The organism is Symbiobacterium thermophilum IAM 14863 (genome assembly GCF_000009905.1).
In the GTDB taxonomy this organism is placed as follows: domain Bacteria; phylum Bacillota; class Sulfobacillia; order Symbiobacteriales; family Symbiobacteriaceae; genus Symbiobacterium; species Symbiobacterium thermophilum.
In genome coordinates this window covers 2,711,846-2,735,846 of record NC_006177.1, presented here as the reverse complement: position 1 = coordinate 2,735,846, position 24,001 = coordinate 2,711,846, and the positions used below count along the sequence as shown (strand labels likewise).

The 24,001-nt window shown below is 70.0% G+C and carries 26 protein-coding genes; 22 read left to right on the top strand and 4 right to left on the bottom strand.

The window, feature by feature from the left end:
* Positions 1-3: 3 nt before the first annotated feature.
* The 3 genes from STH_RS12690 to STH_RS12680 are packed head-to-tail and all read left to right on the top strand — an operon-like array spanning position 4 to position 1,336.
* Complete coding sequence (locus tag STH_RS12690; RefSeq protein ID WP_011196674.1) at positions 4-615, top strand: DUF1405 domain-containing protein; 612 nt, start codon at positions 4-6, stop codon at positions 613-615.
* Positions 612-932 (top strand): metal-sensitive transcriptional regulator, encoded by a 321-nt coding sequence (locus tag STH_RS12685; protein WP_242654542.1) that lies wholly within the window; start codon positions 612-614, stop codon positions 930-932. The genes STH_RS12690 and STH_RS12685 overlap by 4 nt, the downstream gene beginning before the upstream one ends.
* Positions 929-1,336, top strand: coding sequence for a hypothetical protein (locus STH_RS12680; RefSeq protein ID WP_011196672.1), 408 nt, complete (start codon positions 929-931; stop codon positions 1,334-1,336). Before STH_RS12685 ends, STH_RS12680 begins: the two co-directional genes overlap by 4 nt.
* Before the next feature lie 106 nt (positions 1,337-1,442).
* On the opposite strand, the gene STH_RS12675 is transcribed toward STH_RS12680, so the two are convergent.
* The 3 genes from STH_RS12675 to STH_RS17465 all read right to left on the bottom strand — a co-directional run bounded on the left by STH_RS12675 (position 1,443) and on the right by STH_RS17465 (position 3,266).
* Positions 1,443-1,685: a hypothetical protein gene (locus STH_RS12675; protein WP_011196671.1), complete on the bottom strand. Its 243-nt coding sequence runs from the start codon at positions 1,683-1,685 to the stop codon at positions 1,443-1,445.
* Positions 1,686-1,751: 66 nt separating this feature from the next.
* Entirely contained in the window at positions 1,752-2,375 is a 624-nt protein-coding gene (locus STH_RS17470) for an ArsR/SmtB family transcription factor (protein WP_011196670.1), read from the bottom strand.
* Between the two features lie 84 nt (positions 2,376-2,459).
* Positions 2,460-3,266, bottom strand: a complete 807-nt coding sequence (locus STH_RS17465) for a class I SAM-dependent methyltransferase (RefSeq protein WP_011196669.1) — start codon at positions 3,264-3,266, stop codon at positions 2,460-2,462.
* A 166-nt stretch (positions 3,267-3,432) separates the two neighbouring features.
* Here STH_RS17465 and STH_RS12660 point away from each other — a divergent pair, with 166 nt between their 5' ends.
* From STH_RS12660 to STH_RS12590, 15 genes are all read left to right on the top strand, one after another.
* Positions 3,433-4,347 (top strand): hypothetical protein, encoded by a 915-nt coding sequence (locus STH_RS12660; protein WP_043714090.1) that lies wholly within the window; start codon positions 3,433-3,435, stop codon positions 4,345-4,347.
* 381 nt (positions 4,348-4,728) lie between these two features.
* Positions 4,729-5,994 (top strand): isocitrate dehydrogenase (NADP(+)), encoded by a 1,266-nt coding sequence (gene icd / locus STH_RS12655; RefSeq protein ID WP_011196667.1) that lies wholly within the window; start codon positions 4,729-4,731, stop codon positions 5,992-5,994.
* Between the two features lie 33 nt (positions 5,995-6,027).
* A complete protein-coding gene (gene mdh / locus STH_RS12650; protein WP_011196666.1) occupies positions 6,028-6,975 on the top strand; it encodes a malate dehydrogenase in 948 nt (315 codons plus the stop codon).
* A 34-nt stretch (positions 6,976-7,009) separates the two neighbouring features.
* On the top strand, positions 7,010-8,329 hold the full coding sequence (locus STH_RS12645; protein WP_011196665.1) for a citrate (Si)-synthase: 1,320 nt from the start codon (positions 7,010-7,012) through the stop codon (positions 8,327-8,329).
* A gap of 235 nt (positions 8,330-8,564) precedes the next feature.
* Positions 8,565-10,361, top strand: coding sequence for an ATP-dependent zinc metalloprotease FtsH (ftsH, locus tag STH_RS12640; protein ID WP_050742281.1), 1,797 nt, complete (start codon positions 8,565-8,567; stop codon positions 10,359-10,361).
* Positions 10,362-10,628: 267 nt separating this feature from the next.
* A complete protein-coding gene (gene proB, locus STH_RS12635; RefSeq protein WP_011196663.1) occupies positions 10,629-11,417 on the top strand; it encodes a glutamate 5-kinase in 789 nt (262 codons plus the stop codon).
* Between the two features lie 3 nt (positions 11,418-11,420).
* Positions 11,421-12,698: a glutamate-5-semialdehyde dehydrogenase gene (locus STH_RS12630; RefSeq protein WP_011196662.1), complete on the top strand. Its 1,278-nt coding sequence runs from the start codon at positions 11,421-11,423 to the stop codon at positions 12,696-12,698.
* A 264-nt stretch (positions 12,699-12,962) separates the two neighbouring features.
* Positions 12,963-13,673: an IclR family transcriptional regulator gene (locus STH_RS12625; protein WP_011196661.1), complete on the top strand. Its 711-nt coding sequence runs from the start codon at positions 12,963-12,965 to the stop codon at positions 13,671-13,673.
* Between the two features lie 138 nt (positions 13,674-13,811).
* Complete coding sequence (locus STH_RS12620; RefSeq protein ID WP_011196660.1) at positions 13,812-14,285, top strand: MaoC/PaaZ C-terminal domain-containing protein; 474 nt, start codon at positions 13,812-13,814, stop codon at positions 14,283-14,285.
* Positions 14,286-14,494: 209 nt separating this feature from the next.
* A complete protein-coding gene (locus tag STH_RS12615; protein ID WP_011196659.1) occupies positions 14,495-15,337 on the top strand; it encodes a fumarate hydratase in 843 nt (280 codons plus the stop codon).
* Positions 15,337-15,930 (top strand): Fe-S-containing hydro-lyase, encoded by a 594-nt coding sequence (locus STH_RS12610; protein ID WP_011196658.1) that lies wholly within the window; start codon positions 15,337-15,339, stop codon positions 15,928-15,930. The genes STH_RS12615 and STH_RS12610 overlap by 1 nt, the downstream gene beginning before the upstream one ends.
* 151 nt (positions 15,931-16,081) lie before the next feature.
* Positions 16,082-17,335, top strand: a complete 1,254-nt coding sequence (locus tag STH_RS12605; RefSeq protein WP_011196657.1) for an NAD(P)-dependent malic enzyme — start codon at positions 16,082-16,084, stop codon at positions 17,333-17,335.
* Positions 17,336-17,441: 106 nt separating this feature from the next.
* Positions 17,442-18,563 carry an ADP-forming succinate--CoA ligase subunit beta gene (gene sucC / locus STH_RS12600; RefSeq protein ID WP_011196656.1) on the top strand — a complete coding sequence of 374 codons (1,122 nt, stop codon included), beginning with the start codon at positions 17,442-17,444 and terminating at the stop codon, positions 18,561-18,563.
* 6 nt (positions 18,564-18,569) lie between these two features.
* Positions 18,570-19,442 carry a succinate--CoA ligase subunit alpha gene (gene sucD, locus STH_RS12595; protein ID WP_011196655.1) on the top strand — a complete coding sequence of 291 codons (873 nt, stop codon included), beginning with the start codon at positions 18,570-18,572 and terminating at the stop codon, positions 19,440-19,442.
* Between the two features lie 228 nt (positions 19,443-19,670).
* Positions 19,671-19,886 (top strand): hypothetical protein, encoded by a 216-nt coding sequence (locus STH_RS12590; RefSeq protein ID WP_011196654.1) that lies wholly within the window; start codon positions 19,671-19,673, stop codon positions 19,884-19,886.
* Here STH_RS12590 and STH_RS12585 read toward each other — a convergent pair.
* A complete protein-coding gene (locus STH_RS12585; protein WP_043714085.1) occupies positions 19,830-20,300 on the bottom strand; it encodes a hypothetical protein in 471 nt (156 codons plus the stop codon). The genes STH_RS12590 and STH_RS12585 overlap by 57 nt on opposite strands.
* Before the next feature lie 52 nt (positions 20,301-20,352).
* Between STH_RS12585 and STH_RS12580 the strand changes: the two genes are divergently transcribed.
* The 4 genes from STH_RS12580 (at position 20,353) to pduL (ending at position 23,919) form a co-directional block, all read left to right on the top strand.
* The gene (locus tag STH_RS12580; protein ID WP_011196652.1) at positions 20,353-21,309 is read left to right on the top strand and encodes an SIR2 family protein; all 957 of its coding nucleotides are present in this window, start codon (positions 20,353-20,355) and stop codon (positions 21,307-21,309) included.
* A 72-nt stretch (positions 21,310-21,381) separates the two neighbouring features.
* Positions 21,382-21,978: a sigma-70 family RNA polymerase sigma factor gene (locus STH_RS12575; RefSeq protein ID WP_276324193.1), complete on the top strand. Its 597-nt coding sequence runs from the start codon at positions 21,382-21,384 to the stop codon at positions 21,976-21,978.
* Entirely contained in the window at positions 21,975-23,117 is a 1,143-nt protein-coding gene (locus STH_RS12570; protein ID WP_011196650.1) for a hypothetical protein, read from the top strand. The genes STH_RS12575 and STH_RS12570 overlap by 4 nt, the downstream gene beginning before the upstream one ends.
* Positions 23,118-23,340: 223 nt before the next feature.
* A complete protein-coding gene (gene pduL / locus STH_RS12565; RefSeq protein ID WP_011196649.1) occupies positions 23,341-23,919 on the top strand; it encodes a phosphate propanoyltransferase in 579 nt (192 codons plus the stop codon).
* Positions 23,920-24,001: the final 82 nt, after the last annotated feature.

Below are 24,001 nucleotides of genomic sequence, written 5' to 3'. Positions count from 1 at the left end.
GGCATGACCTGGCTGCAGGGGTTTCTCCGGAGCGTCGCCCACGACCGCCGCTGGTGGTGGGCGTTGCTCGTCATCAACTTCCTGGGGTCTCTCTACGGCTTCTACTGGTACTGGCCGCAGCTTTCGCAGACGCCGCCGGCCCGGTGGTTCATCGTGCCCGACAGCCCGGGCGCGACCTTCCTGTTTGCCATCTGGCTGGGGCTCCTGCTCGCCGGGGTGGACTGGCGCAGCCCCGGCATGCAGCTGCTCGGAGCGGTGGCCTTCGTGTCGAACATGAAATACGGCCTGTGGACCGCGACGGTGTTGCCCCAGGCCGGCATGAAATACGGCTGGGAGTTCGACTTCGTCCACCTGAGCCTGTCCCACCTGGGCATGTGGGTACAGGGCTTTCTCTTCGCGCGCCACTACCGGCCGGGACCCGCCGCGGCGGCCGTTGCCCTGGCCTGGATGGTGGTACAGGACACGGTGGACTATCGCCTGTGGATGACGCACCCGACGCTGCCCTACCAGGCGGAGTTCGCCTTCGCACGGGGGGCGGCGGTCGCCCTGTCGCTCATCTGGGGGCTGTTCCTGTTGGGGCAGTCCCTGTCTTCCAGGCGGCACGTCCACGGGTGAGGAAGGAGGAGGTCATCCCCATGGCGGAGAAGGGGCCCGGCGTGCGCGTGCCGCTGGTGCGGGACAAGGAAGGGATCCTCGCCAGGCTGAGGAAGATCGAGGGCCAGGTGCGGGGCCTGCAGCGCATGGTGGAGGAGGACCGGTATTGCGTCGACATCCTCAACCAGGTCGCCGCTGTGGAGGCGGCCCTGAACCGCGTGGGCCTGATGCTGCTGGAAGGGCACGTGAAGGGCTGCGTGGCGGCGGCGGTGCGGCGCGGCGAGGGGGATGAGGCGGTGGCCGAACTGATGGATGTGCTGAGGCGGTTTGTCCGATGAGCGGGATGGAGCCGCAGGGGCGGGGACGGGCCGAACGGCTGGGTCCCCTGGTGATCACCGTCCTCTTCTCGCTTCCGCTGTGGGCGGACCCGGTGGCACAGGCCCTGGGCTACGACGTGTTCTACCTGGCCGATCCCAAGCTCCAGGCCGTGTACGCGACGCTGGTTCAGCTGTTGGGCGGCTGGCCGCTGTACGCGCGCGCGGTGCGCGGGGCGGCGGCCCGCCGGTTCGGGGCGGCCGGCCTGCCGGTGCTGGCGTCATCCTTGCTCTACGCCGGCGGCCTGGTCGCGGCGGTGCGGAACGTGCCGGCCATCCTCTGGTTTCTCGCCGCCGGCGTGGCGCTCATCGTCGGCCACGCCGTGGAGATCCGCGGCCGACGCGCCGTGTCAGAAATGAGAAGGTGAAGCAGCAAAACGAACGGGCCGTGGGGTGTCCCACGGCCCTTGCGCATGTCGGCGCAGCCGGAGGGGGCCGGCCCGCCCCCTCCGGTCTCCGAATGTAGGGTTAGGATCAGATGCCGTACCAGCCCGGATACCCGGCGATGCCCGGGATCCCTGCCGTGGTGGGGTACGCGGACGGTACCGTCGCCACGGTGGTCACCGGGACGGCGTACTCGTAGACGCGGTAGATCGTCGCGTTGGCGGAGGGGTATATGGCCGCCCCCGGCCAGATCGCCAGGTCGTTCGCGCCGGCCTGGGCGCCGATGAACGGGGAGAAGGTGGCGATGTCGGTGCCGAATCCACCAAAGTTCATCCGCTTGCGCTCCTTTCGACTCGTGACCTCGGAAGGTCCTCCTGGAGAGGGAGCCTTGCTTCCACATTATGTATGGCCGCGGGCCGAGGTGACAGGGCCCGGGGCCCCGGCCTGGTGCGGATGCGGATAAGCCAGGAAGTGGAAGGCGTAGTCGCCCTCAGCGTCTTCGTACCGGGCGATCAGGTCGCGCAGCTCCCGGAGGAACGCCTCCCGCTGGCCGGCGTTCAGTCGCAGCCGGTGCAGCCCGTGATGCACGGCACTGCCGTCCGCCGGATCCTGCGGACCGCCGGCCTGGCCGTCGGCGCCGACCTGCTCACGGTCGGCCCGGTAGGCGCGCAGGAAGTCCGACTGGACTTGGTTCAGCTCCCGCACCAGCGCCGGCTCCAGCCGGCTGCGGCCGCCGGGTTGGGTGGTGAGGAGCGGGTCCGTCTGAAACTCCCGGGCGATGGCCTGGTAGTACTTCTCCACGATGCCGTTCTGGGTCTCCCGGGTGAACTTCAGTTCCACCAGGCCGACCTTCAGCAGTTGCTTCACGTGGTAGCTGGTCTTGGCCGGCTCCTCGCCGAACAGGTCGGCCAGCTGCTTGGCCGTCATCGGTTTTTCGGCCAGCGCGGCGAGGATGCGCACGCGCACCGTGTGGCTGAGCGCCTTGAGCTGGCGGATGTCGCGAATCGTGTAGGACTCGAGCACCAGATCGTCGCCCCTTTATATCCGTTCCTGTGCACGATCATTTTGCACACCAAGTTTAACATGCGAGGGGGAGAGTTCAAGTCCTTAAACTATCTTGGTGGCCAGCGCTTCCACGGCCGACCAGGTGAAGGGGAACCCCTGGGGCCAGGCCACGGCCATGAGCTGCGCCGCCGCCTGCTGGACCCGGGCCACCTCGGCGTCGGAGAGGTCGCCGGGCCAGGTGGGGGCGATGACGGACATCAGCTGCACGAAGGGGAGCGGCTGAACGATCAGGTCCCGCTGGATCCGGTTCTGGAGCCTCTCCACGGCGAGGCCGGCGGCCTGCATCAGCGCGGCCACCTCTTCCGCCGTGGGCAGCTCGGGGATCGGCGGGGCGCGGTCGGGGCCCAGAACGACGCGGATGACCGCGTCGATCAGCAGGAACCACTCCCGGAAGCCCGGCGCGGTGGCGGTGATCAGCGCCAGCTGGCCGCCGGGCTTCAACACGCGCGCCATCTCCCGCATCGCGGCGGGCCGGTCCCGGAACCAGTGGAAGACTGAGTTGCAGAGGACAAGGTCGAAGGAGGCATCGGGCAGGGGCAGCCGCTCGGCGTCGCCCAGCAGGATGGTCGCCGGGATCCCCAGCTGCCGCGCCTTCGCGGCAGCCACCGCCACCATGCCCGGCGAGAGGTCGATGCCGACCAGGGGGCCCGTGGGGGCGAACCAGCGGGCGGCCTCGAACAGGTTGAGCCCGGTGCCGCAGCCCACGTCCAGGATGGCCGGCCGGTGCCGCACCCGCACCAGCGGCAGCAGGCGGCGGATCGCGGCCAGGTAGCCGTGCCCCGCCAGCAGGTCGTACAGGGCTGACGTGCGCGAGTACCCCATCGCCAGGCGCGCCTTCTCCCCGTCCACGGGACCTCACCCCCCGCCCCAGCATATTCAGCCGGGGCGGAACCGTCCCAGGGACCGATCAGGCCCCACCTCCATAAGATGGCGTCAGTCACGCGTGTGAGGTGGTTGACCGATGCGACACGGTTTCATCGCAGCTCCGCCCTTCCTCCCGCCGGGCGGAATGCGAATGCCCGGTCCCCCGCCCGCGATGCCGCCGATGCCGGTGCACATGCCGCTGCCGCCCGCCGCCCCCCAGTCCCAGCTCAACCAGCCGGCGGGTCTGCCGACCGGCGCGGAGGCCGCGGTACATCTCTTCCCCGGGCTGACCTCGCCGGCCGTTCCGGCCGGGCAGCCGCAGATTCAGCCCGGCGTGGCGGCCCAGGGTCTGCCGGGGCTGGCACCGCAGATTCAGCCCGGCGTGGCGGCCCAGGGTCTGCCGGGGCCGGCACCGCAGATCCAGCCCGGGGTGGCGGCCGGGGGTCTGCCGGGGCCGGCACCGCAGATCCAGCCCGCGATCCCCGCCGGGGCCTTTCCGGGGCCGTCGCCCCAGGTCCTCCCGGGAATCCCGGTCCAGGGTTCCCCGGGACCGGTTGGTCAGGCCCTTCCCGGGATGCCGGACCAGACCTCGCCGGGGCCGGTTGGTCAGGTCCTTCCCGGGACGGCCTCCCAGGCTCTTCCCGGGACGCCGGCACAGGGCTTCCCCGGCGGTGTGCCGCAGGGCCTTTCCGGCATGGCGGCGGCGGGGATGCCGGGGCCGGTTCCGCAGAAGGCGGGCGACGGCCCGGCCCGCGCCGCCTCCGGAGCCGCTTCCCAGGGGCAGCCGGTGATGGCCGTCCCGGCCGGCTCGGACCCCTTCTGGGCCCAGCGGCAGGCCCTGGCGCAGCAGCTCCTCGCTCAGCAGGCGGTGCAGCAGCAGGCGGCGATGGCGGCGATGCTCCCGGACCTCGCCAACCAGGTTCTGGGCGCCGACGGTGCAGCGCCCCCGACCAACGGGGCGACCCGTCCGGAGAGCGATGCGCCGGCCCCCGCAACCCAGCGGCGGCTCAGGGCCGGCACCTACACCACCCGGGGGCTGCAGGGCGGCTACTCGACCCGCGGCTGATCCGCGGCGCGGCACATACGGACGCCAGGGGCTCCGCAGCAGGCGCGGAGCCCCTGATCTGTTCGCGCGGTACAGCGGAGTCAGATATTTTCACCTTCGAAACGTCAATGGCACTTCCCTACTGACGGAAGTCTTGCTAGTATAGTGCGTGGGGACGATTGAAGAATAGTACCTTTGTTCACAAGCTATCCTCCGCTCTGTTCATTCTGTGATGGTTGTCACGAGCTTGGCCGGCGCGGACAGCCCACCGCTCCCCGGCCAGATGGCGATATCCGGAGGGAGCAGGCTTCCCTGGTCCCGTACCTCACCGGGGCCGTCTCCAGCAGGCTGCCTGGGCCCTCCACGGCCGTGAAGGCCGCAAAGGACGATGGAGGTGCTGTTGTGGCGAAGTTTACCAAGCTGACCCCGCCCGAAGGCCAGAAGATCACCATGGAGAACGGCCGGTTGGTGGTACCGGACAACCCCATCATCCCGTTTATCGAGGGCGACGGCACGGGCCCCGACATCTGGGCGGCCGCGCAGCCCGTGATCGACGCCGCCGTGGAGAAGGCCTACGGCGGCAGGCGGAAGATCGCCTGGTTCGAGGTCTACGCCGGCGAGAAGTGCCTGAACAAGTTCGGCGAGTGGCTGATCGACGACACGGTGGAGGCCATCCGCGAGTACCGGGTCGCGATCAAGGGGCCCCTCACCACGCCGGTGGGCGGCGGCATCCGGTCGCTGAACGTCACCCTGCGGCAGGTGCTGGACCTGTACGCCTGCGTCCGGCCCGTGCGCTGGTTCCCCGGCGTGCCCAGCCCGGTGAAGGAGCCGCACAAGACCGACGTGGTGATCTTCCGGGAGAACACCGAGGACATCTACGCCGGCATCGAGTGGAAGGCCGGCACCCCGGAGGCCCGCAAGGTCCAGGCCCTGCTGGCCGAGGAGATGGGCGTCAAGTTCCCCAACAGCGACAAGAGCGACATGATCGGCGTGGGCATCAAGCCGGTCTCGGAGTTCGGCTCCAAGCGGCTGGTCCGCGCGGCCATCCAGTACGCCATCGACAACAAGCGCAAGTCCGTCACGCTGGTCCACAAGGGCAACATCCAGAAGTTCACCGAGGGCGCCTTCCGCGACTGGGGCTACCAGGTCGCGCTGGAGGAGTTCCGCCCGTACGTCATCACCGAGGAAGAGCTCTGGTCCGATGAGTACAAGGGCAAGATGCCCGAGGGCAAGATCCTGATCCGCGACCGCATCGCCGACATCACCTTCCAGCAGCTGCTGCTCCGGCCCGAGGAGTGGGACGTGATCGCCACCCTCAACCTGAACGGCGACTACCTCTCTGACCACGTCGCGGCTATCGTGGGCGGCATCGGCATCGCCCCCGGCGCCAACATCTCGTACAGCGGCGGCTACGGCCTGTTCGAGGCCACCCACGGCACCGCGCCCAAGTACGCCGGGCTCGACAAGGTCAACCCCGGTTCGGTCATCCTCTCGGGCGAGATGATGCTCCGCTACATGGGCTGGCACGAGGCGGCGGACCTGATCATCAAGGGCCTTTCCGCCACCATCGCCCAGAAGACGGTCACCTACGACTTCGCCCGGCTCACCGAGGGCGCGACCGAGGTGAAGTGCTCCGAGTTCGGCCGGCTCATCATCGCGAACATGTAGACCGACTGCGGCAAGGAAAGGGGCAGAGACCGGATGAAGCGCAAGAAGATCGCGATTGTGGGCTCCGGGTTCACCGGCCAGGGAACCGCCCTGTTTGCGGCCGCCCGCGACCTGGGCGACATCGTGCTCGTCGACCTGCCCGCCCGGGAGAACTACGCCAAGGGCGTGGCCCTGGACATGATGGAGGCCATGCCCGTCTACGGCAGTGACACCCGCCTGGTCGGCACCTCGGACTACGCCGAGATCGCCGGCGCTGACGTGGTCGTGATCACCGCCGGCGTCCCCCGCAAGCCCGGCATGAGCCGGGAGGACCTGGTCAACACCAACGCCGGCATCGTCAAGGATGTCGCGGAGAAGGTGGCCCGGTACGCCCCCGACTCGGTGATCATCGTCCTGACCAACCCCGTCGACTCCATGACCTACGTGGCCCTGAAGGCCTCGGGCTTCCCCAAGAACCGGGTGATCGGCCAGTCCGGCGTGCTGGACACCGCCCGCTTCCGCACCTTCCTGGCCAATGCGATCGGCTGCTCGTTCCAGGACGTCGTCGGCTGCGTGCTCGGCGGCCACGGCGATGACATGGTGCCGCTGGTTCGGTACACCTCTGCCGGCGGCATCCCCGTGGAGAAGCTGCTGCCCAAGGAGACCATCGACGCCATCGTCGAACGGACCCGCAAGGGCGGCGGCGAGATCGTCAACCTCATGGGCACCTCGGCCGGCTACGCCCCGGGCATGGCCCTGGTGGAGATGATCGACGCCATTCTGAACGACCGCAAGCGCATCCTGCCCTCGATCGCCTACCTGGAGGGCGAGTACGGGTACACCGACATGTGCCTGGGCGTGATGACCGTCCTGGGCGGGGGCGGCCTCGAGAAGGTCATCGAGCTCGACCTCACCGACGAGGAGAAGGTGGCGCTGGACAAGGGCGCCCAGGGCGTCAGGAACCTGATCGAGATGCTGAAGGCCGGCATCCTGGCGCAGTAGGTCGATCGCATCCAACAGGGGGAGGAAGGGGACTGTGTCACAGCTGAAAGCCACCCTGGTTCGGAAGATCGAGGAGCATCGCCCGCGGACCCAGCGGCTGCTGAAGGAGTTCGGGCACGTGGTCATCGACGAGGTGACCATCGAGAAGGCCATCGGCGGCGCGCGGGACGTCCGCTGCCTGGTCACCGACATCTCCTACCTGGACCCGATGGAGGGGATCCGCTTCCGCGGCAAGACCATCGAGGAGACCTTCGCCGCCCTGCCCAAGGCGCCGGGCGGGGAGTACCCGACGGTGGAGGCGTTCTGGTTCTTCCTGCTCACCGGCGAGGTGCCGACCCAGGAGCAGGTGGACGAGGTCATCGCCGAGTGGAAAGAGCGGCGGAACGTGCCGCAGTACGTGTACGACGTGATCCGGGCGCTGCCCAAGGACAGCCACCCGATGACCATGCTGTCCGCGGGCATCCTGGCGATGCAGCGGGAGTCAAAGTTCGCCCGGTACTACCACTCGGGCGAGTACAACAAGCAGCGCGCCTGGGAGTACATGTACGAGGACGCGAGCGATCTGGTGGCCCGCATCCCGATGATCGCCGCCTACATCTACCGCTACAAGTACAAGGACGACGTCCATATTCCGCCCGATCCCAACCTGGACATGGGCGCGAACTTCGCCCACATGATGGGCGTGCCGAAGCCTTACGATGATGTCTCCCGCATGTACTTCATCCTGCATTCCGACCACGAGTCGGGCAACGTCTCCGCCCACACCGGCCACCTGGTGGCCTCGGCTCTGTCGGACGCCTACCTCGCGTACTCGGCGGCCCTGAACGGCCTGGCGGGCCCGCTGCACGGGCTGGCCAACCAGGAGGTCCTGCGCTGGATCATGGACTTCCAGGCGAAGCTGGGCGAGGGCGTAGAGCCCACCCGGGAGAACGTCACCCAGGCGCTCTGGGACACGCTCAACGCCGGCCAGGTGATCCCGGGCTACGGCCATGCGGTGCTGCGCAAGACCGACCCGCGCTACACCGCGCAGCGGGAGTTCTGCCTGAAGCACATGCCCGACGATCCGCTGTTCAAGCTGGTCAGCATGATCTACGAGGTCGCCCCGGGCGTGCTGATGCAGCACGGCAAGGCCAAGAACCCGTGGCCGAACGTCGATGCCCAGTCCGGTGTCATCCAGTGGCACTACGGCGTGCGCGAGTGGGACTTCTACACGGTCCTGTTCGGTGTCGGCCGGGCGCTGGGCGTCATGGCCAACATCGTCTGGGACCGGGCCCTGGGATATCCGATCGAGCGGCCCAAGTCGGTGACCACCGAGATGCTGGAGCAGTGGGCCGCGGCCGGCGGCCGCAAGTGATCCGGCGTCGTCTGCCGAAGCTGCGGGAGGAGATGCGAGGGGCATCTCCTCCCGCTTCTGTCCGCGTCGCCGGACCGTAAGGCCCGCCCCCGGCGCGCGGCGTCGCCCGCAGGCACCCTGGACGGGCCGAAGGAATAGGATTCGGAGAGCAGATCGGCCGGGGATCGAACCGGATGGCGGCGCCGTTCGTGTATATGTGTATGGGTGGGCGTGGAGCCGTTCAGGGGGTGTGTCGATGCCGGCGGTTGTGCGGTGGTGGGCGGGTGCGGCCCTGCTCCTCGCGGCCCTGCTCTTCGGGCGGCCGGCCGCGGCGATGGAGGCGCAGCCGGTGGCGTACAGCGAGTTCATCCAGGACGTGCAGGCGCGCCGCGTGGCGTACGCGCGCATCACGGGGCAGCGGCTGGAGGCGGCCTACAGGGACGGGACCGTCCGCGTCGTGACGCTTCCCCCCGGCGAGGCGCGCCTGCCGCTCGTGCTGATGCAGTACGGGGCGCGGGTGGAGTTTGTCCGGCCGGCGGACCCGATCGCCTTCCGGACCCTGCTCCGGTTCATTCCGCCCCTGCTCATCCTCGGCGCGATCCTGTGGTTCACCCGCCGCACCGCCGGCGGCAGCGGGGGGCTGCTCACCATGGAGCAGAGCCCGGCGCGCCTGTACCGGGTCGGCGAGGCCAGCGTGACGCTGCAGGACGTCGCCGGCCTGGACGAGGTGAAGGCGGAACTGCAGGAGGTCATCGACTTCCTGCGGGAGCCGGAGCGGTACCGGGCCATGGGCGCCCGCATCCCCCGGGGCATCCTGCTCTCCGGCCCGCCGGGGACGGGCAAGACCCTGCTCGCCAGGGCCCTGGCCGGCGAGGCCGGCGTCCCCTTCTTCTCGGCCTCCGGCTCCGACTTCGTGGAACTGTTCGCCGGTACCGGGGCCGCGCGGGTGCGGGCGCTGTTCGACCGGGCCCGCAAGGCCGCGCCCTGCATCGTCTTCATCGACGAGATCGACGCCCTCGCCCGACGGCGGGGGGTCGGCGCAGGCGGTGGCACCGAGGAGCGGGAGCAGACCATCAACCAGCTGCTGGTGGAGATGGACGGCTTCGACAGCGGCGAGGGCGTCATCGTCGTGGCCGCGACCAACCGGCCTGACGTGCTGGACCCTGCGGTCCTCCGGCCGGGGCGGTTCGACCGGCACCTGACCGTGGACCCGCCGGACCGGAAGGGACGGGAGCAGATCCTGGCGGTGCATGCCCGGGAGAAGCGGCTGAGCCAGGCGGTGGCCCTGGCCGAGGTGGCGCGCCTTACGCCCGGCTTCACCGGGGCCGACCTGGCGAATCTGCTCAACGAGGCGGCGCTGCTGGCGGTCCGCGCCGGCGAGCGGGAGATCGGGTGGCCGCAGGTGGCGATGGCGCTGGAGCGGGTGACGAGTGGTGGCCCGCCCCGGCGGGTGCGCGCGGCTGCGGCCGACCGGGTTCGGGCGGCCTACCACGAGGCGGGACACGCGCTGGCCGGCCTGGCCCTGCGGGGGTCGGATCGCCTGGTCCGGGTGACGATCCTGCCCCACGGGCGCGGGCTGGGGCACACCCTGTTCCGGGATCAGGACGAGGAGCGCTACCTACATACCCGGCGGGATGCCTTCGACCGGCTCACCGAGCTCCTGGCCGGCCGGGCGGCGGAGGCGCTGGTCCTGGGCGAGGTCAGCGCCGGCGCGGCGGACGATCTGGAACGAGCCACCGGGCTGGCCCGGGAGATGGTGACCCGCTGGGGGATGGATGCCGACATCGGCCCGCTGCGGCTGGAGCACGCCGTCGAGGGCGAGGAGAGCCTGCGGAGGGCGGATGGTGCGATGCGCGCGCTGGTGGCGGCGGCCGAGCGCGCCGCCCGCGCACTGCTGGAGGCCCGCCGCAGCGGGCTGGAGCGGCTGGCCGCGGCGCTGCTGGAGCGGGAACGGCTGGAAGGCCCCGAGGTCGAAGCGCTGCTGGAGTTGACACCTGGTGAAAAGCCTTATATAATCGTGGCCAATAGTCGAGGCGATGAAGGGAACCAGTAGAAGGGCACCAGCCCTATGCAGAGAGCCGGGCCGTGTGGTGAAAGCCCGGTTAGGCGCTGGCCTTCGAACCCATCCCGGAGCCGGCGGCGACGAGCCGTCCCGGGAAGCCCGGCCCGTTACCCCCGGGGGCGCCTGATGCGGGCGCTGCGGAATGAGTGGGCGCGCGGCGAGGCAGCCGCCGCTCAGGCTGGTGGTACCACGGGAGAACACCCCGTCCGGCATGGACGGGGTTATTCTTTTTGGACGACCCGTAGGGAGGCGGCGGGTTTGCGTGAACGGCTGAGGCACTGCAAGCGGGTAATTATCAAGGTAGGGACATCGACGCTGACCCATCCCGGCGGCCATCTGCACCTGGGCCGCATGGAGGCGCTGGTGCGCCAGATCGCCGACCTGCACTTCGAGGGGCGGCAGGTGATCCTCGTGACCTCGGGGGCGGTGGGTGCGGGGCTGGGCCGGCTGGGCCTTGCCGAGCGGCCCGCGGAGGTGGCGGCGAAACAGGCCCTCGCGGCGGTGGGACAGGGGCTCCTGATGCAGCGGTACGAGGGGCTCTTCAGCGAGTACGGCCTGGTGGTCGGCCAGGTGCTGCTCACCCGGGAGGACCTGGAGGATCCGGACCGTCGCGCCTCCTCCGCCCAGGTGATGGAGCGGCTCCTCGCCTGGGGGGTGATCCCCATCGTCAACGAGAACGACACCGTGACCAGCGAGGAGATCCGGGTGGGCGACAACGACACGCTGTCCGCGCGGGTGGCTGCGCTGGTCCGTGCGGATCTGCTGATCCTGCTCTCCGATGTGGACGGGCTGTACCCGGCGGATCCCCATCTGCACCCGGGGCTTTCGCCGATCCCGTGGGTCTCGCCGGACGACGACCTGGACCGTTTCGCCGGCGGGCCCGGCAGCGCCAACGGCACGGGGGGCATGGTGACCAAGGTCGCGGCCGCCCGCATCTGCGCCGAACACGGGATCCCGATGGTGCTGGCCTGCGGCGAGCGGCCCGACGTCCTCAGGCAGATCCTGGCCGGTGAGGAGATCGGCACACTCTTCAGTCGGGAGGGGTAGACGGTGGATGTGCGGAGCATGGCCCGGCAGGCCCGGGCGGCCCAGCGGCAACTGGAGCTGACGTCGCCGGAGGAGCGCAACGCGGCCCTGGAGGCGATCGCACGGGCCCTGGAGGCGCGGGCCGGGCAGATTGTGGCGGCCAACCGCGCGGACCTGGCCGCCGCGGAGGAGGCCGGCCTGCCCGGTCCCATGATCGCCCGGCTGCGCCTGGACGAGGGGAAGCTGGCGGGGGTGATCCGCGGCGTGCGGGCGGTGGCCGAGCTGCCGGACCCGCTGGCGGTGGAGCCCCAGGCGTGGATCCGGCCCAACGGGCTGCGCATCCAGCGGGTGCGGGTGCCCCTGGGGGTCGTCGGCATCATCTACGAGTCCCGCCCCGGTGTGACGGTGGACGCGGCCGTCCTCTGCCTGAAGGCGGGCAACGCCGTGCTGCTGAAGGGCGGCAAGGAGGCGGCCCGGTCCAACGCGGCCCTGGGCGAGGCGATGGCAGCCGGCCTGCAGGAGGTGGGGCTTCCGGTGGAGCTGGCGCAGGTGCTGCCCTCGACCCGGGAGGCGGCGCAGGAGCTGATGGCGGCCCGGAGCCTGGTGGACGTGCTGATCCCCCGGGGCGGCGCCGGCCTGATCCGCGCGACGGTGGAGCAGTCGCAGGTGCCGGTGATCGAGACGGGCACCGGCGTCTGCCACGTGTACGTCCATAGGGCGGCCGACCTCGCGATGGCCCGGGAGATCGTCCTCAACGCCAAGTGCTCCAACCCTGCGGTGTGCAACGCAGCCGAGACCCTGCTGGTGGATCGGGAGGTGGCCGCGCCTTTCCTGGCCGAGGCCGGCCCGGCGCTGCTGGCCGCCGGGGTGCGGCTGCGGGCCTGCCCGGAGGCTCTGGCGATCCTGCAGGAGACGGCCCGCCCGGACCTCGCCGGGGCCGGCCCGGCGGCCGTGGAACCCGCCACCGAGGAGGACTGGGCGGCCGAGTACCTGGACCTCTGTCTGGCCGTGAAGGTCGTCTCGGGTCTGGACGAGGCGCTGGCGCACATCGCCCGGTACGGCACCGGCCACTCCGAGGCCATCGTCACCGGCGACGCCGGGGCGGCCGACCGCTTCCTGCGGTCCGTGGACGCGGCGGCCGTGTACCACAACGCCTCGACCCGGTTCACCGACGGGGGGGAGTTCGGCTTCGGCGCCGAGATCGGGATCTCCACCCAGAAGCTGCACGCCCGGGGGCCGATGGGGCTCGCCGAACTGACGACGTACAAGTACGTGGTGCTCGGCAACGGCCAGGTGCGGTGATCGATCGCGAACCGCGATCATGACCCTGAGAGAATTCAATCAGCTTGTGTGGAACGACGTTCCCGCTGGTGGAACGGCCTGTGGTAGAATGGGGGCGAGGCAACCGTTCCACAGGGCGGAAACGGGGAGCTGGAGACCCGCATCCGCCGGGCGCAGTCAGTCGGTTCCGGTTGTGGCCGGGTTGGGCTGACCGGTCCGCTGCCGGGGCGACTCCCTCAGAAGGGAGGGAGATGGCTGAAGGAGGAAGGACAAACGATCCGGTCCGTGGAGCGCGCCCTGGACGTCCTGCTCTGCTTCGCCGGCGAGCGGGGCGGCCTGGGCGTGACCCAAATCGCGGAGAAACTGGGCCTGTACAAATCCACCGTGCACAGGATCCTGGCGGCGCTGGAGTCCCGCGGCTTCGTGCGCCGCGACCCGGCGACCGGCCGGTACCACCTGGGGCTGAGGGCGCTGGAGCTGGCCCAGGTGTACCTGTCCTCCGGCGACCTGCCGACCATCGCCCTGGGCGAGATGCTACAGCTGCGGGACCTGGCACAGGAGACCGTGAGCCTCTACGTCCGCGACGGCGCCGAGCGCGTCCGGGTGCAGCGGGCGGAAGGCCCGCTGACGGTACGCCGCGTGGTGGGGCTGGGCGAGCGGCTGCCCCTGTACCTGGGCGCGTCGGGCAAGGTCCTGCTGGCCTGGTGCCCGCCGGAGGAGCGGGCGCGCATCCTGGACGCGCAGCTGCCCGCCGGGTTCGACCGGACCGCCCTGGAGGCCCGGCTGGCGGAGGCCCGGGAGCAGGGCTGGGCCCTGAGCCTGGAGGAGCGGGAGGAGGGCGTGGCGTCGGTGGCGGCGCCGGTCATCGACCGGGCGGGCCGCTGCGTCGCGGCCCTGGCCATCTCGGGTCCGGTGAGCCGGTTCACCGACGACCGCGTGGCCATGTTCAGCCGGGCCGTGCAGGCGACGGCCCGGTCCATCGGGATGAAGCTGTAGCGGAAGCTGTTGGCGCAGCGCGGGGCCATGCCGTACGGGCATGGCCCTGTCCGTTGAGCGGGCAGTGCGATCACCCCTGCTGCATGGGGCAATTCAGCGTGTTATTATTAGTCTTGAAGTTGGCAAAGGGGTGATCGCATGGGCCTGTTCTGGGACAACCTGGGGATGAGCTTCGACCAGCTCTACGTGGGGCAGAAGGCCACCTACAGCCGCAAGGTGAGCAAGCAGGACGTGCTGCAGTACATGAGCCTCTCGGGCGACCTGAACCCGCTCTACGGAGACGCTACCTACGCCGGCCGCACCACGTACGGCCATCCCATCGTCCCCGCCAACATGCTCGCCGGCTTCGCCATGGGCGCCGTGGCCGCCGTGCTGCCGGGGCTGGGGTCCATCACCCACGCGCACAGCTACCGGCTCCTGCACCCGCCCCGCATCGGCGATGAGGTCACCGCCGAGATGGAGATCGTGGAGCTTCACCCGGAGTCGCAGCGGGTCACGATCCAGTACGTGATCCGGGACCAGGACGGGCGTGAACTGCAGCACGGCACCATGGAGGTGGAGCCTCCGCAGCAGCTGAAGCCCATGCTCCGCCACGACTACGAGACCTTCTGACGCGCGCAGCGGGCGGGCGCACCGCCAGCCTGCGCTCCTCCTCCGCCGGCACCCGCGGCGGGGGGCAGGATAGTTTGGTGATCCAAAATAACTAGACATGACACACTTCAGGGCTGACTTGTGTGACCCGATTTGCTACAGTGGGGGTAGGTAGAATTCGCCCCTCTGTATATCCTGGGGTAGACCGGGCGCATGAGGAGGAGGAAGCTGTGCGGGAGATTCACGTGGACCAGGTGGCCGACGCCGTCGCCCGCCTGGTGCAGGAGGCGAATTTCAAGCTTTCGGATGACGTGGTCCGGGCCCTCTCGCAGGCGCAGTCGCTGGAGGAGGCCCCCGTGGGCCAGACGGTGCTCCTGCAGATCGTCGAGAACTACACCATCGCCGAGACCGAGCAGGTGCCGATGTGCCAGGACACCGGCGTGGCCCTGGTCTTCCTGGAGATCGGGCAGGACGTGCACCTGGTGGGCGGGGACCTGTACGAGGCGATCAACCGGGGCGTCGCCCGGGGCTACACCGAGGGCAGGCTCCGCATGTCGATGCTGAACGACCCGATCAAGCGGGTCAACACCCGGGACAATACCCCGGCGATGATCTACGTCGACATCGTGCCCGGCGACCAGCTCAGAATCAAGGTCGACACCAAGGGCGGCGGGTCCGAGAACATGAGCCAGCTGAAGATGCTGCCGCCTTCCGCCGGATGGGAGGGCGCGAAGCGGTTCATCGTGGAGACCGTGGCCGCAGCCGGCCCCAATGCCTGCCCGCCGCTGGTGGTCGGCGTGGGCATCGGCGGCAACTTCGACAAGTGCGCCCTGCTGGCCAAGAAGGCGCTGCTGCGTGAGGTGGGCGCGCCGAATCCCGATCCCGAGTGGGCCGCCCGGGAGCAGGAGCTGCTCACGGAGATCAACAAGCTGGGCGTCGGCCCGATGGGGCTCGGCGGTACCGTGACCGCCCTGGCCGTGCACATTGAGGTCATGGGCTGCCACATCACCGCCCTGCCCGTGGCCGTGAACATCGAGTGCCACAGCCACCGGCACAAGGAGGTGACGCTCTGATGGCCCGCGTCCACATCACCACGCCCGTCACCCCGGAGCAGGTGCGCCAGATCCGGGCCGGCGACGAGGTGATCATCACCGGCGAGATCTACACGGCCCGGGACGCCGCCCACAAGCGCATGGTGGAGGACCTGGCGGCCGGGCGGCCGCTGCCCTTCGACCCGGAGGGCGCGGTCATCTACTACGTCGGGCCGACGCCGCCCAAGCCCGGACAGGCGATCGGCTCGGCCGGCCCCACCACCTCCTACCGCATGGACAAGTACACGCCGGAGATTCTCCGGCACGGCGTGCGGCTGGTCATCGGCAAGGGGTACCGGGGTGACGAGGTCAAGGCCGCCCTGCAGGAGTATGGCGCCGCTTACCTGGTCGCCACCGGCGGTGCGGGCGCGCTCCTGGCCAAGCGGATCGAGGAGGCCGAGGTGGTCGCGTACGAGGATCTGGGCCCCGAGGCGGTTCGCCGTCTGCGGGTGCGGGAGTTCCCCACCATCTGCATCAACGACGTGTACGGCGGCGATCAGTACTTCACCGGGCAGTCCCAGTGGGTGAAGCCGGACGCCATGGTGAAGCCCAAGCCGCCCGTGGCCAGCGAGTAGCCGCGGCGCGGGAACCCCCGGGGCAGGGGGGCGGCGGACGACCGGCGCACAGGCCCCGGCAGCATCGGCGGACGCCGGGGCCTTCGCGTGCGGGCGGCGGATCGCACGGGCATCCTACCGGGAAGGAGCGAACCGGAGGAGGTCTGATGCGATGGAGAACCGGACTGGCGACGGGCGGCAGAATCCGGCCCGAAACGAAGCCGACCTGAAGGAAGCGGCCCTGCGGTTGCACGTGCAGAACCGGGGGAAGTGGACGACGGCTTCCAAGGTGCCGCTGCAGACGCAGGAGGACCTGGCCCTGGCGTACTCCCCCGGGGTCGCGGAGCCCTGCCGGGCGATTGCTGCCGACCCCGAGGCGGTCTTCCGGTACACTGCCCGGGGCAATCTGGTGGCGGTGGTCTCCGACGGCAGCGCGGTACTGGGCCTGGGCGACATCGGGCCGGAGGCGGCGCTGCCGGTCATGGAGGGGAAGGCCCTGCTGTTCAAGGCCTTCGCGGACATCGACGCGGTGCCGCTGGTGCTGGCGGAGCGGGACGTGGACGAGATCGTGCGCACCGTGACCCGCCTTTCCCCCACGTTCGGGGGGATCAACCTGGAGGACATCGCCGCGCCCCGCTGCTTCGCCGTCGAGCGGAAGCTGCAGGCGGCCGTCGACATCCCGGTCTTCCACGACGACCAGCACGGCACTGCCATCGTGGTGGCGGCGGGGCTGCAGAATGCCCTGAAGCTGGTCGGCAAGCGGCTGGAGGAGGTCCGGGTGGTGATCGAGGGGGCGGGGGCCAGCGGCCTGGCCACGGCGGCGCTGCTCCTGGACCTGGGCGTCAGCGACCTGACCCTGGTGGACTCCCGGGGGACGATCTACCCCGGCCGGCCCGACGGGATGAACCCGTTCAAGGAGGAGCTGGCTCAGCGGACCAACCCGCGCCGGGTGCGGGGCGGGCTGGCGGAGGCCCTGGCCGGGGCCGACGTGGCCGTGGGCCTGGCCCGGGGCGGCAGCATGACGCGGGAGATGGTGCGGGCCATGGCGCCGGACCCGATCGTCTTCGCGCTGGCCAACCCGGAGCCGGCGATCTGGCCCGAGGAGGCGAAGGCGGCCGGCGCGGCGGTGGTCGCCACGGGCCGCTCGGATTACCCCAACCAGTTGAACAACGTCCTGGCCTTTCCCGGCATCTTCCGCGGTGCCCTGGACGTGCGGGCCCGGGAGATCAACGAGGCGATGAAGCGGGCCGCCGTCCGGGCGATCGCCGACCTGGTGGCCCCCGAGGAACTGTCCGCCGACTACATCATCCCCGCACCGCTGGACCGCCGCGTCGCCCCGGCGGTCGCGGCCGCGGTGGCCGAGGCCGCGGTCCGCAGCGGCGTGGCCCGCAGCCCGGGTTTCGACTCATTTGACCCATATATTTGACGCTCCATGCGATTTCCAACAGGAGTTTATCTGTGGTAGAATTCGTTGGAGCGTATTGGATTCGGCGCACCATCACCAAGCATCGCATTCACCTGGAGGTGGGCGGATGAAGCTGTACGAGTACCTGGCCAAGCAGATGTTTGCTGAGCACGGCGTCCCCACGGGGAACGGCATTCTCTGCACCACGCCTGAGGAGGCGGAGGAGGCCGCGCGCAAGATCGGTCCGTGCGCCATCAAGGCGCAGGTCCTCGTCGGCGGCCGGGGCAAGGCCGGCGGCATCAAGCTGGCCAATACGCCGGAGGAAGCACGGGAGCGGGCCCGGGAGATCCTGGGCATGAACCTGAAGGGGTACATCGTGGACAAGGTCCTGGTCGATCCCCAGATTAAGATCGAGAAGGAGTACTACGTCTCGATTACCCTGGACGGCATGGCCAAGAAGCCGCTGGTCATGGCTTCCGAGTACGGCGGCGTGGAGATCGAGTCGGTCCCGCACGACAAGATCGTCTTCGAGCACATCGATATCGAGACGGGGCTCCTGCCGTTCCAGGCCCGGGAGATCGCCCGGAAGATCAACCTCACTGGCGACCTCGCCGATCAGTTCGTGCGGATCCTGACCGGCCTCTACCAGGCCTTCCGCAAGTACGATGCCGAGCTGGTGGAGATCAACCCGCTCGCGCTGACCGACGGCGGCACGCGGCTCATCGCCGCCGACGGCCGCTTCAACGTGGAGGACGACGCCCTCTTCCGTCACCCCGAGTTCCCGCGGGTGGAGGAGGGCACCGAGCTGGAGAAGAAGGTGCGCGCCATCGGCCTCGCCTTCGTGCAGCTGGACGGCGACATCGCGGTGATGGCCAACGGCGCCGGCATGGCGATGGGCACCCTCGATACCCTGGCGTACTACGGCGGCCGGCCGGCCAACTTCCTGGATGCCGGCGGCGGCTCCGGCGTGGAGCCCACGGCCCAGGCCTTCGACGCGCTCCTGGGGACCAAGCCCAAGGCCATCTTCGTCAACATCTTCGGCGGTATCACCCGCTGCGACCTGGTGGCGGAGGCCATCGTGCAGGTGAAGAAGGCGAAGGGCATCGACGTGCCGCTGGTCGTCCGCATGGTGGGCACCAACGACGTCCGCGGCCGGGAGATCCTGGCGGAGGCGGGCATCCAGGCGTACACCGACATGGGCGAGGCCGCGAAGGCCGCGGTCGAGGCTGCCTACGGCAAGGGGGCGTAGCAGAGCATGGCGGTCATCATCGACAGGAACACGCGTGCAATCGTTCAGGGCATCACAGGTTCGCAGGGCCAGTTCCACACCGGCCAGATGCTGGCCTTCGGCACCAACATCGTCGGCGGCGTGAACTTCAAGAAGGCGGGCCAGCAGGTCCAGGGCGTGCCGGTGTTCGCCACGGTCCACGAGGCCGTGGAGAAGACCGGGGCCAACGCTTCGGTGATGTTCGTGCCCGCGCCCGGCGTGAAGGACGCCGCTTTCGAGGCCATCCACGCGGGCATCAAGGTGCTGGTGCTCATCCCCGAGCACGTGCCGACGCAGGAGACCATGGAGATCATGGCCTACGCCAAGCGGCACGGCGTGCGCGTCATCGGCCCCAATACCTTCGGCATCATCTCGCCCGGCGAGAAGTGCAAGCTGGGGATCATGCCGAACCACATCTACAAGCCCGGTCCCGTGGGCATCGTGGCCCGCTCGGGAACCCTGTCCTATGAGATTGCCTTCAACCTCTCCAACGCCGGTCTGGGCCAGACCACGGTCATCGGCATGGGCGGCGACCGGGTGATCGGCACCAACTTCGTCGACGCCCTGGAGCTGTTCAACGCCGACCCCGCCACCGAGGCGATCGTCATGGTCGGCGAGATCGGCGGCATCCAGGAGGAGCTGGCCGCGGAGTACATCAAGCAGCACGTGCGCAAGCCGGTGGTGGCCTACCTGGCCGGCAAGTCGGCGCCCCCCGGGAAGCGCATGGGTCACGCGGGCGCCATCATCGAGGGCAACCGGGGCACGTACCAGTCCAAGGTGGAGGCCCTCACCGCCGCGGGCGTCAAGGTTGCCGCCCTGCCGTGGGAGATCGTCGACCTGGTGCGCGAGGCGCTGAAGTAGGGGCGCACGCGGCGGGCAAGAGCCGCGGGGACAATAAGGGCGATGGCCGTTCGGGGGCAGCAGCGCATCGGCTGCTGCCCCGTTGCTGTTGCCCCGGCCCGCGCAGCGGAGCGGCCCCGACCGCCAACCGGGTCGGGCCGGCGAGCGAGGAGTTCCGCCCGTTGCGGTCGAATTGATCACGTGAAATGATGGGTACGGCTGCGTACGACGAGGAGGGACCACTGCCAGATGCACAGACCCGAGGTCGGCCGTCACTACAAGCTCGTGCGCGATTTTGAGATCCACGATCCCGACACGGGGACGCTGAAGCACCTGATCCGCAAGGGGGAGGTCGTGAAGGTCCGGAAGATCGAGGAGGAGAAGGACCTTATCTATCTGGAAGGGATTTCAGTACCGGCCTTCTTCCGAGCCTTCCAGATGCACATCGTGCCCGCGGAAGAATGACGGACTGGGCAGGCCGAGCGGATCGCCGGTCTGCCCTTTGGCCGCCCGCCACATGGCCAGGCCGGTGAGGAGGGTGGTGAGCACGGCCGCCCACCGGAACAGCTCGGCGTTCAGGTGCCAGACCTGGTTCCACAGGGGAACGCCGGTGTGGTACCAGGCCCGGTACCAGAGCTCGGCCAGCAGGGACAGGGCCGTGAGCAGGCCGTTGGCCTGAAGGGCCCACAGGAGGCCGGTCCGGGCGTGGTACGACACGAACGGCGAACGGCCCCGGGCGCCGAGCCAGAGCAGGCCGGCCATGACCAGCCCCGCCGGCACCGTGTAAAGCCACTCCGGGATCACCCACGGCCGAACCGGCAGCCGGATCGCCCCGATATACGGCAGGACCGCCAGGACGCGCTCGTAGGAACGCGGCATCGTTCGCACCTCCACTGGCAGGATTGCCCGGTGGCGGGGCAGACTATGCCTCATGGATCTCTATCTGTTCGGCGCCGGCGCCTCCGCGGCCGAGGGCGCGCCGGCCACGCGCGACCTGTTTCCGATGGCCTATCGGGCGCTGGGCCCCCGGTTCGACCCGCAGGTGGAAGAGGTCTGGGAGTTCCTCGGGGCGGTGTTCCAGCGCCCGGTGACCGGACCGGATACGTTTCGGTACCTGCCCGCGCTGGACGAGGTGATCAGCCTGGTCGACTGGTCGCTGCACGTGGACCAGGGGCTGGGGCCGGACTACGACCCGCCGCGGCTCTACCGCATCCGCCAGGCCCTGGAGCACCTGGTCTGCAGCGTGCTGGAGCGAGCGCGCGGCCGGCAGCGGCCGGACGACGGGCCGCACGCCCGGTTCGCCCGGGCCCTGGCGTCCCGGGCCCCGGACAGCTACGCCCTGGTGTCGCTCAACTACGACACGCTGCTGGACGACGCGCTCCGGGCGGCGGGGCTGACGCCCGACTACGCCCTGGATCCCGGGAAGAGCGGAGGTCCGCTGCTCTTGAAACTGCACGGGTCGCTCAACTGGGTCCACTGCCCCGCCTGCGATCAGATCGCCGTGCTCCGGGAGCCGGTGGCCCACCAGCTCACCCGTGCCGCCGGCCTTGCCTGCGGCCGGTGCGGCAGCCGCCGCCTGGCCGGGGTGGTGATCTCGCCCACATGGTTGAAGCGCTATTCCCCCGGCCGGCTCACCCGGGTGTTCGAGCAGGCCCTGGAGGCGGTGCGGCGGGCCCGGCGCATCGTCATCATCGGCTACTCGCTGCCGCCGGCGGACGTCGCGGTGCACCACCTGCTCCGGCGGGGTCTGCTGACCCGGGCCCACCCCGAGCCTCCGGCCGTGGAGGTGATCACCAGGAGCCCGTCCGAGCAGCTGCTGGACCGGTTCCGTCGGCTCTTCGGCCCCGGAGTGGCGTTCGACTGCACCGGCTTCCGGGGTCAGACCTGATTCCCCATTGCCAGCACCGCGTAACCTTTTGCGCGCCCGCTCCGTTAATCGCAGTGGAGCGAGTACCGGGAGGTGCGGTACCGACGGGAGGGACCGCCTACGCATCGCCCAGAGGTATTGGAGGCGTACAGCGACGAGCAACGCCTGGTCCTGCGGGCCCAGCGCGATCCCGAAGCCTTCGGGGAGCTGTACGATATGCATTTCGATCGTATCTATGCATATATACATCGGAAAACCGGGGATCGGCAGGTGGCGGAGGACCTGACCGCCGATACCTTCCTCAAAGCGCTCGCCCATATTCAGCACTACCGGTACACAGGGCAGCCGTTTGCGGCCTGGCTCTACCGCATCGCCGCCAACGTGGTCATCGACTACTACCGGGTCCACCGGCCCACCGTGCAACTGGATGAGGGGCTGTCGGCGGCGGGGGTCGGCCCGGAACCCGAGGAGGCCGCGCTGGCCCTGGACGACCGGCAGGCGGTGAGCCGGGCGCTGCAGGCGCTCTCCCCCGACCAGCAGGACGTGGTCCTGATGCGGTTTGCCGGGGATATGAAGTTGAAGGACATCGCAGCGGCCATGGGCAAGACCGAGGGGGCCGTCAAGGCGCTCCTGTTCCGGGCCCTGAACACGCTGCGGAGGAAGCTGAGCGAAAGCGGGGTGCAGCCGTGAGCCGCTACGCCGACATCACGGAGCTGATTGCAGAGCAGGCTGCCGATCCCACCGAGCAGAAGGCCCTGGAGGCGGTGGCCCGCAAGGTCGCGCGCGAACTCGAGCGCCCGGTGCCCTACCGACCCGAGTTCAGGGACGCCCTGCGGGAGGAGTTGATGCGCACTGCCCGCCGACGGCTGCGCCCCTGGTACCGCCGACCGGCCGTGGTGGGGCCGGGCCTTGCGGCGGTCGCGGCCACCGTGGCGCTGGCGGTCGGCCTGCAACTGGCCCAGCCGCCCGCCGGGCAGGGGCCCGGGCAGGTCGCACAGCACGAGCCGGCGCCTTCGGTGGCGCCCCCCCTCTCCACCGACCCCGCGCCGCCGGGGGCGCAGGGCGGGGCGGACACGCCGTACCTGGTGGCGCTGCCCGCGGACCTGCCGGAGGTGCGCCTGGCGGATGAGCGGACCACCGAGGAGAGCCTGCTGGCGCCCGCGGCCAGTCCGGTTATCGCCAGCGTGCAGCTGATGCGGCTGACCGCCCGCCCGGGGGAGGCTGAGTTCCGGACGATGGCCGCCCGGCTGGGCTTCCGCGGCGAGAGCCGCCGCACGGACCGGGGCTGGGTGGTGGCCGACGAGGACCGGACCCTGACCATGACGATGGACGGGACGGTCCAGTATGCCGATCTGACGGAGCCGGACGCGGACGCGCCCAGGGTGGATGAGCAGGCGGCCGGGCAGGCCGCGCAGCGGTTCCTGGATCAGGCCGCGCTGCCGGTGCACAGCCAGCCGGACATCACGGCCCGGGAAGACGGGTTCATGGTGGTCTACACCGAGCACGTGGAGGGGCGGCCGGTGGTCAACGCCCGCACGGAGATCGCCGTGAACCAGGCCGGCACGGTGGTCCGGGCGAAGGCGTACGTGCCGTCGGGCGTGACCATTCACGCGACCTACACGGAGTTCGTGAGCGAGCGCCAGGCCGTGGAGATGGCCGAGAGCCGTGGCGGCAGCTTCCGGCGGGCGGAGCTGGTCTGGGTCCGCAGCGTGGGCGACGGGACGGTCTACCTGCAGCCGGCCTGGCGGGTGTTGGGCACCAACGCCCAGGGCACGCCGGTCGCCCGGTACGTGGCCGCCCTGACGCAGCAGGACGGGGCCGGGGAGTGACCGGACCCGGCTTTGCAGGGCGGCGCCTCCGCCGGGTGCGGGGGCGCCGCCCCCAGGCGTGACCGGGCCTGGGGCGGGCGAGCGGCTGCGGCGCGAGCTCCCGGGTGAAAGGGCGCCCTTCCGGGAAACCTGTTGGGGGCAGGAGAGTCGGGGAGAGTGGCGAAACCAATGGCATCCGACTCCGCGCACGGATCGAGGTAACGCAGAAGGTAGGGATTTCGTCATGGCTGAAGCACGCACAGTGGTCATCAACGTCAGCGCCCGGCACGTACACCTCAGCCCCGAACACCTGGAAGTGCTGTTCGGGCCGGGCTATCAGCTGACCGTGAAGAAGCATCTGGTACAGCCCGGGCAGTTCGCGGCGGAGGAGACCGTCGCGGTGATCGGGCCCAAGGGCTCCTTCCCGCGCGTCCGGGTTCTGGGCCCCGTGCGGGGCAAGTCTCAGCTGGAGATTTCGGCCACCGACGCGCGCACCCTCGGGGTGCCTGCGGTGGTGCGGCTCAGCGGGAACATCGCCGGCACGCCGGGGATCGTGCTCGAGGGGCCGAAGGGCCGTGTCGAGCTGACCGAGGGCGTGATCGTCGCCCAGCGGCACATCCACATGACGCCTGCTGACGCCGAGAGGTACGGCGTGACCGACGGCCAGGTCGTCCGGGTGAAGACCCGCGGCACCCGCCCGCTCACGTTTGACGACGTCGTCATCCGGGCGCGGGAGGACATGGCGCTGGAGATGCACATCGACACCGACGAAGCCAATGCCGCCGGCATCAAGGACGGCGACATCGGCGAGATCTTGTTGTAAGGGCTGCACGGGGCATCCGACCGGGGGAGCGATCCCCCGGTCTTTTGCTGCCCTGCGGGCTTCGGGCGACGGGCGTCTGCAT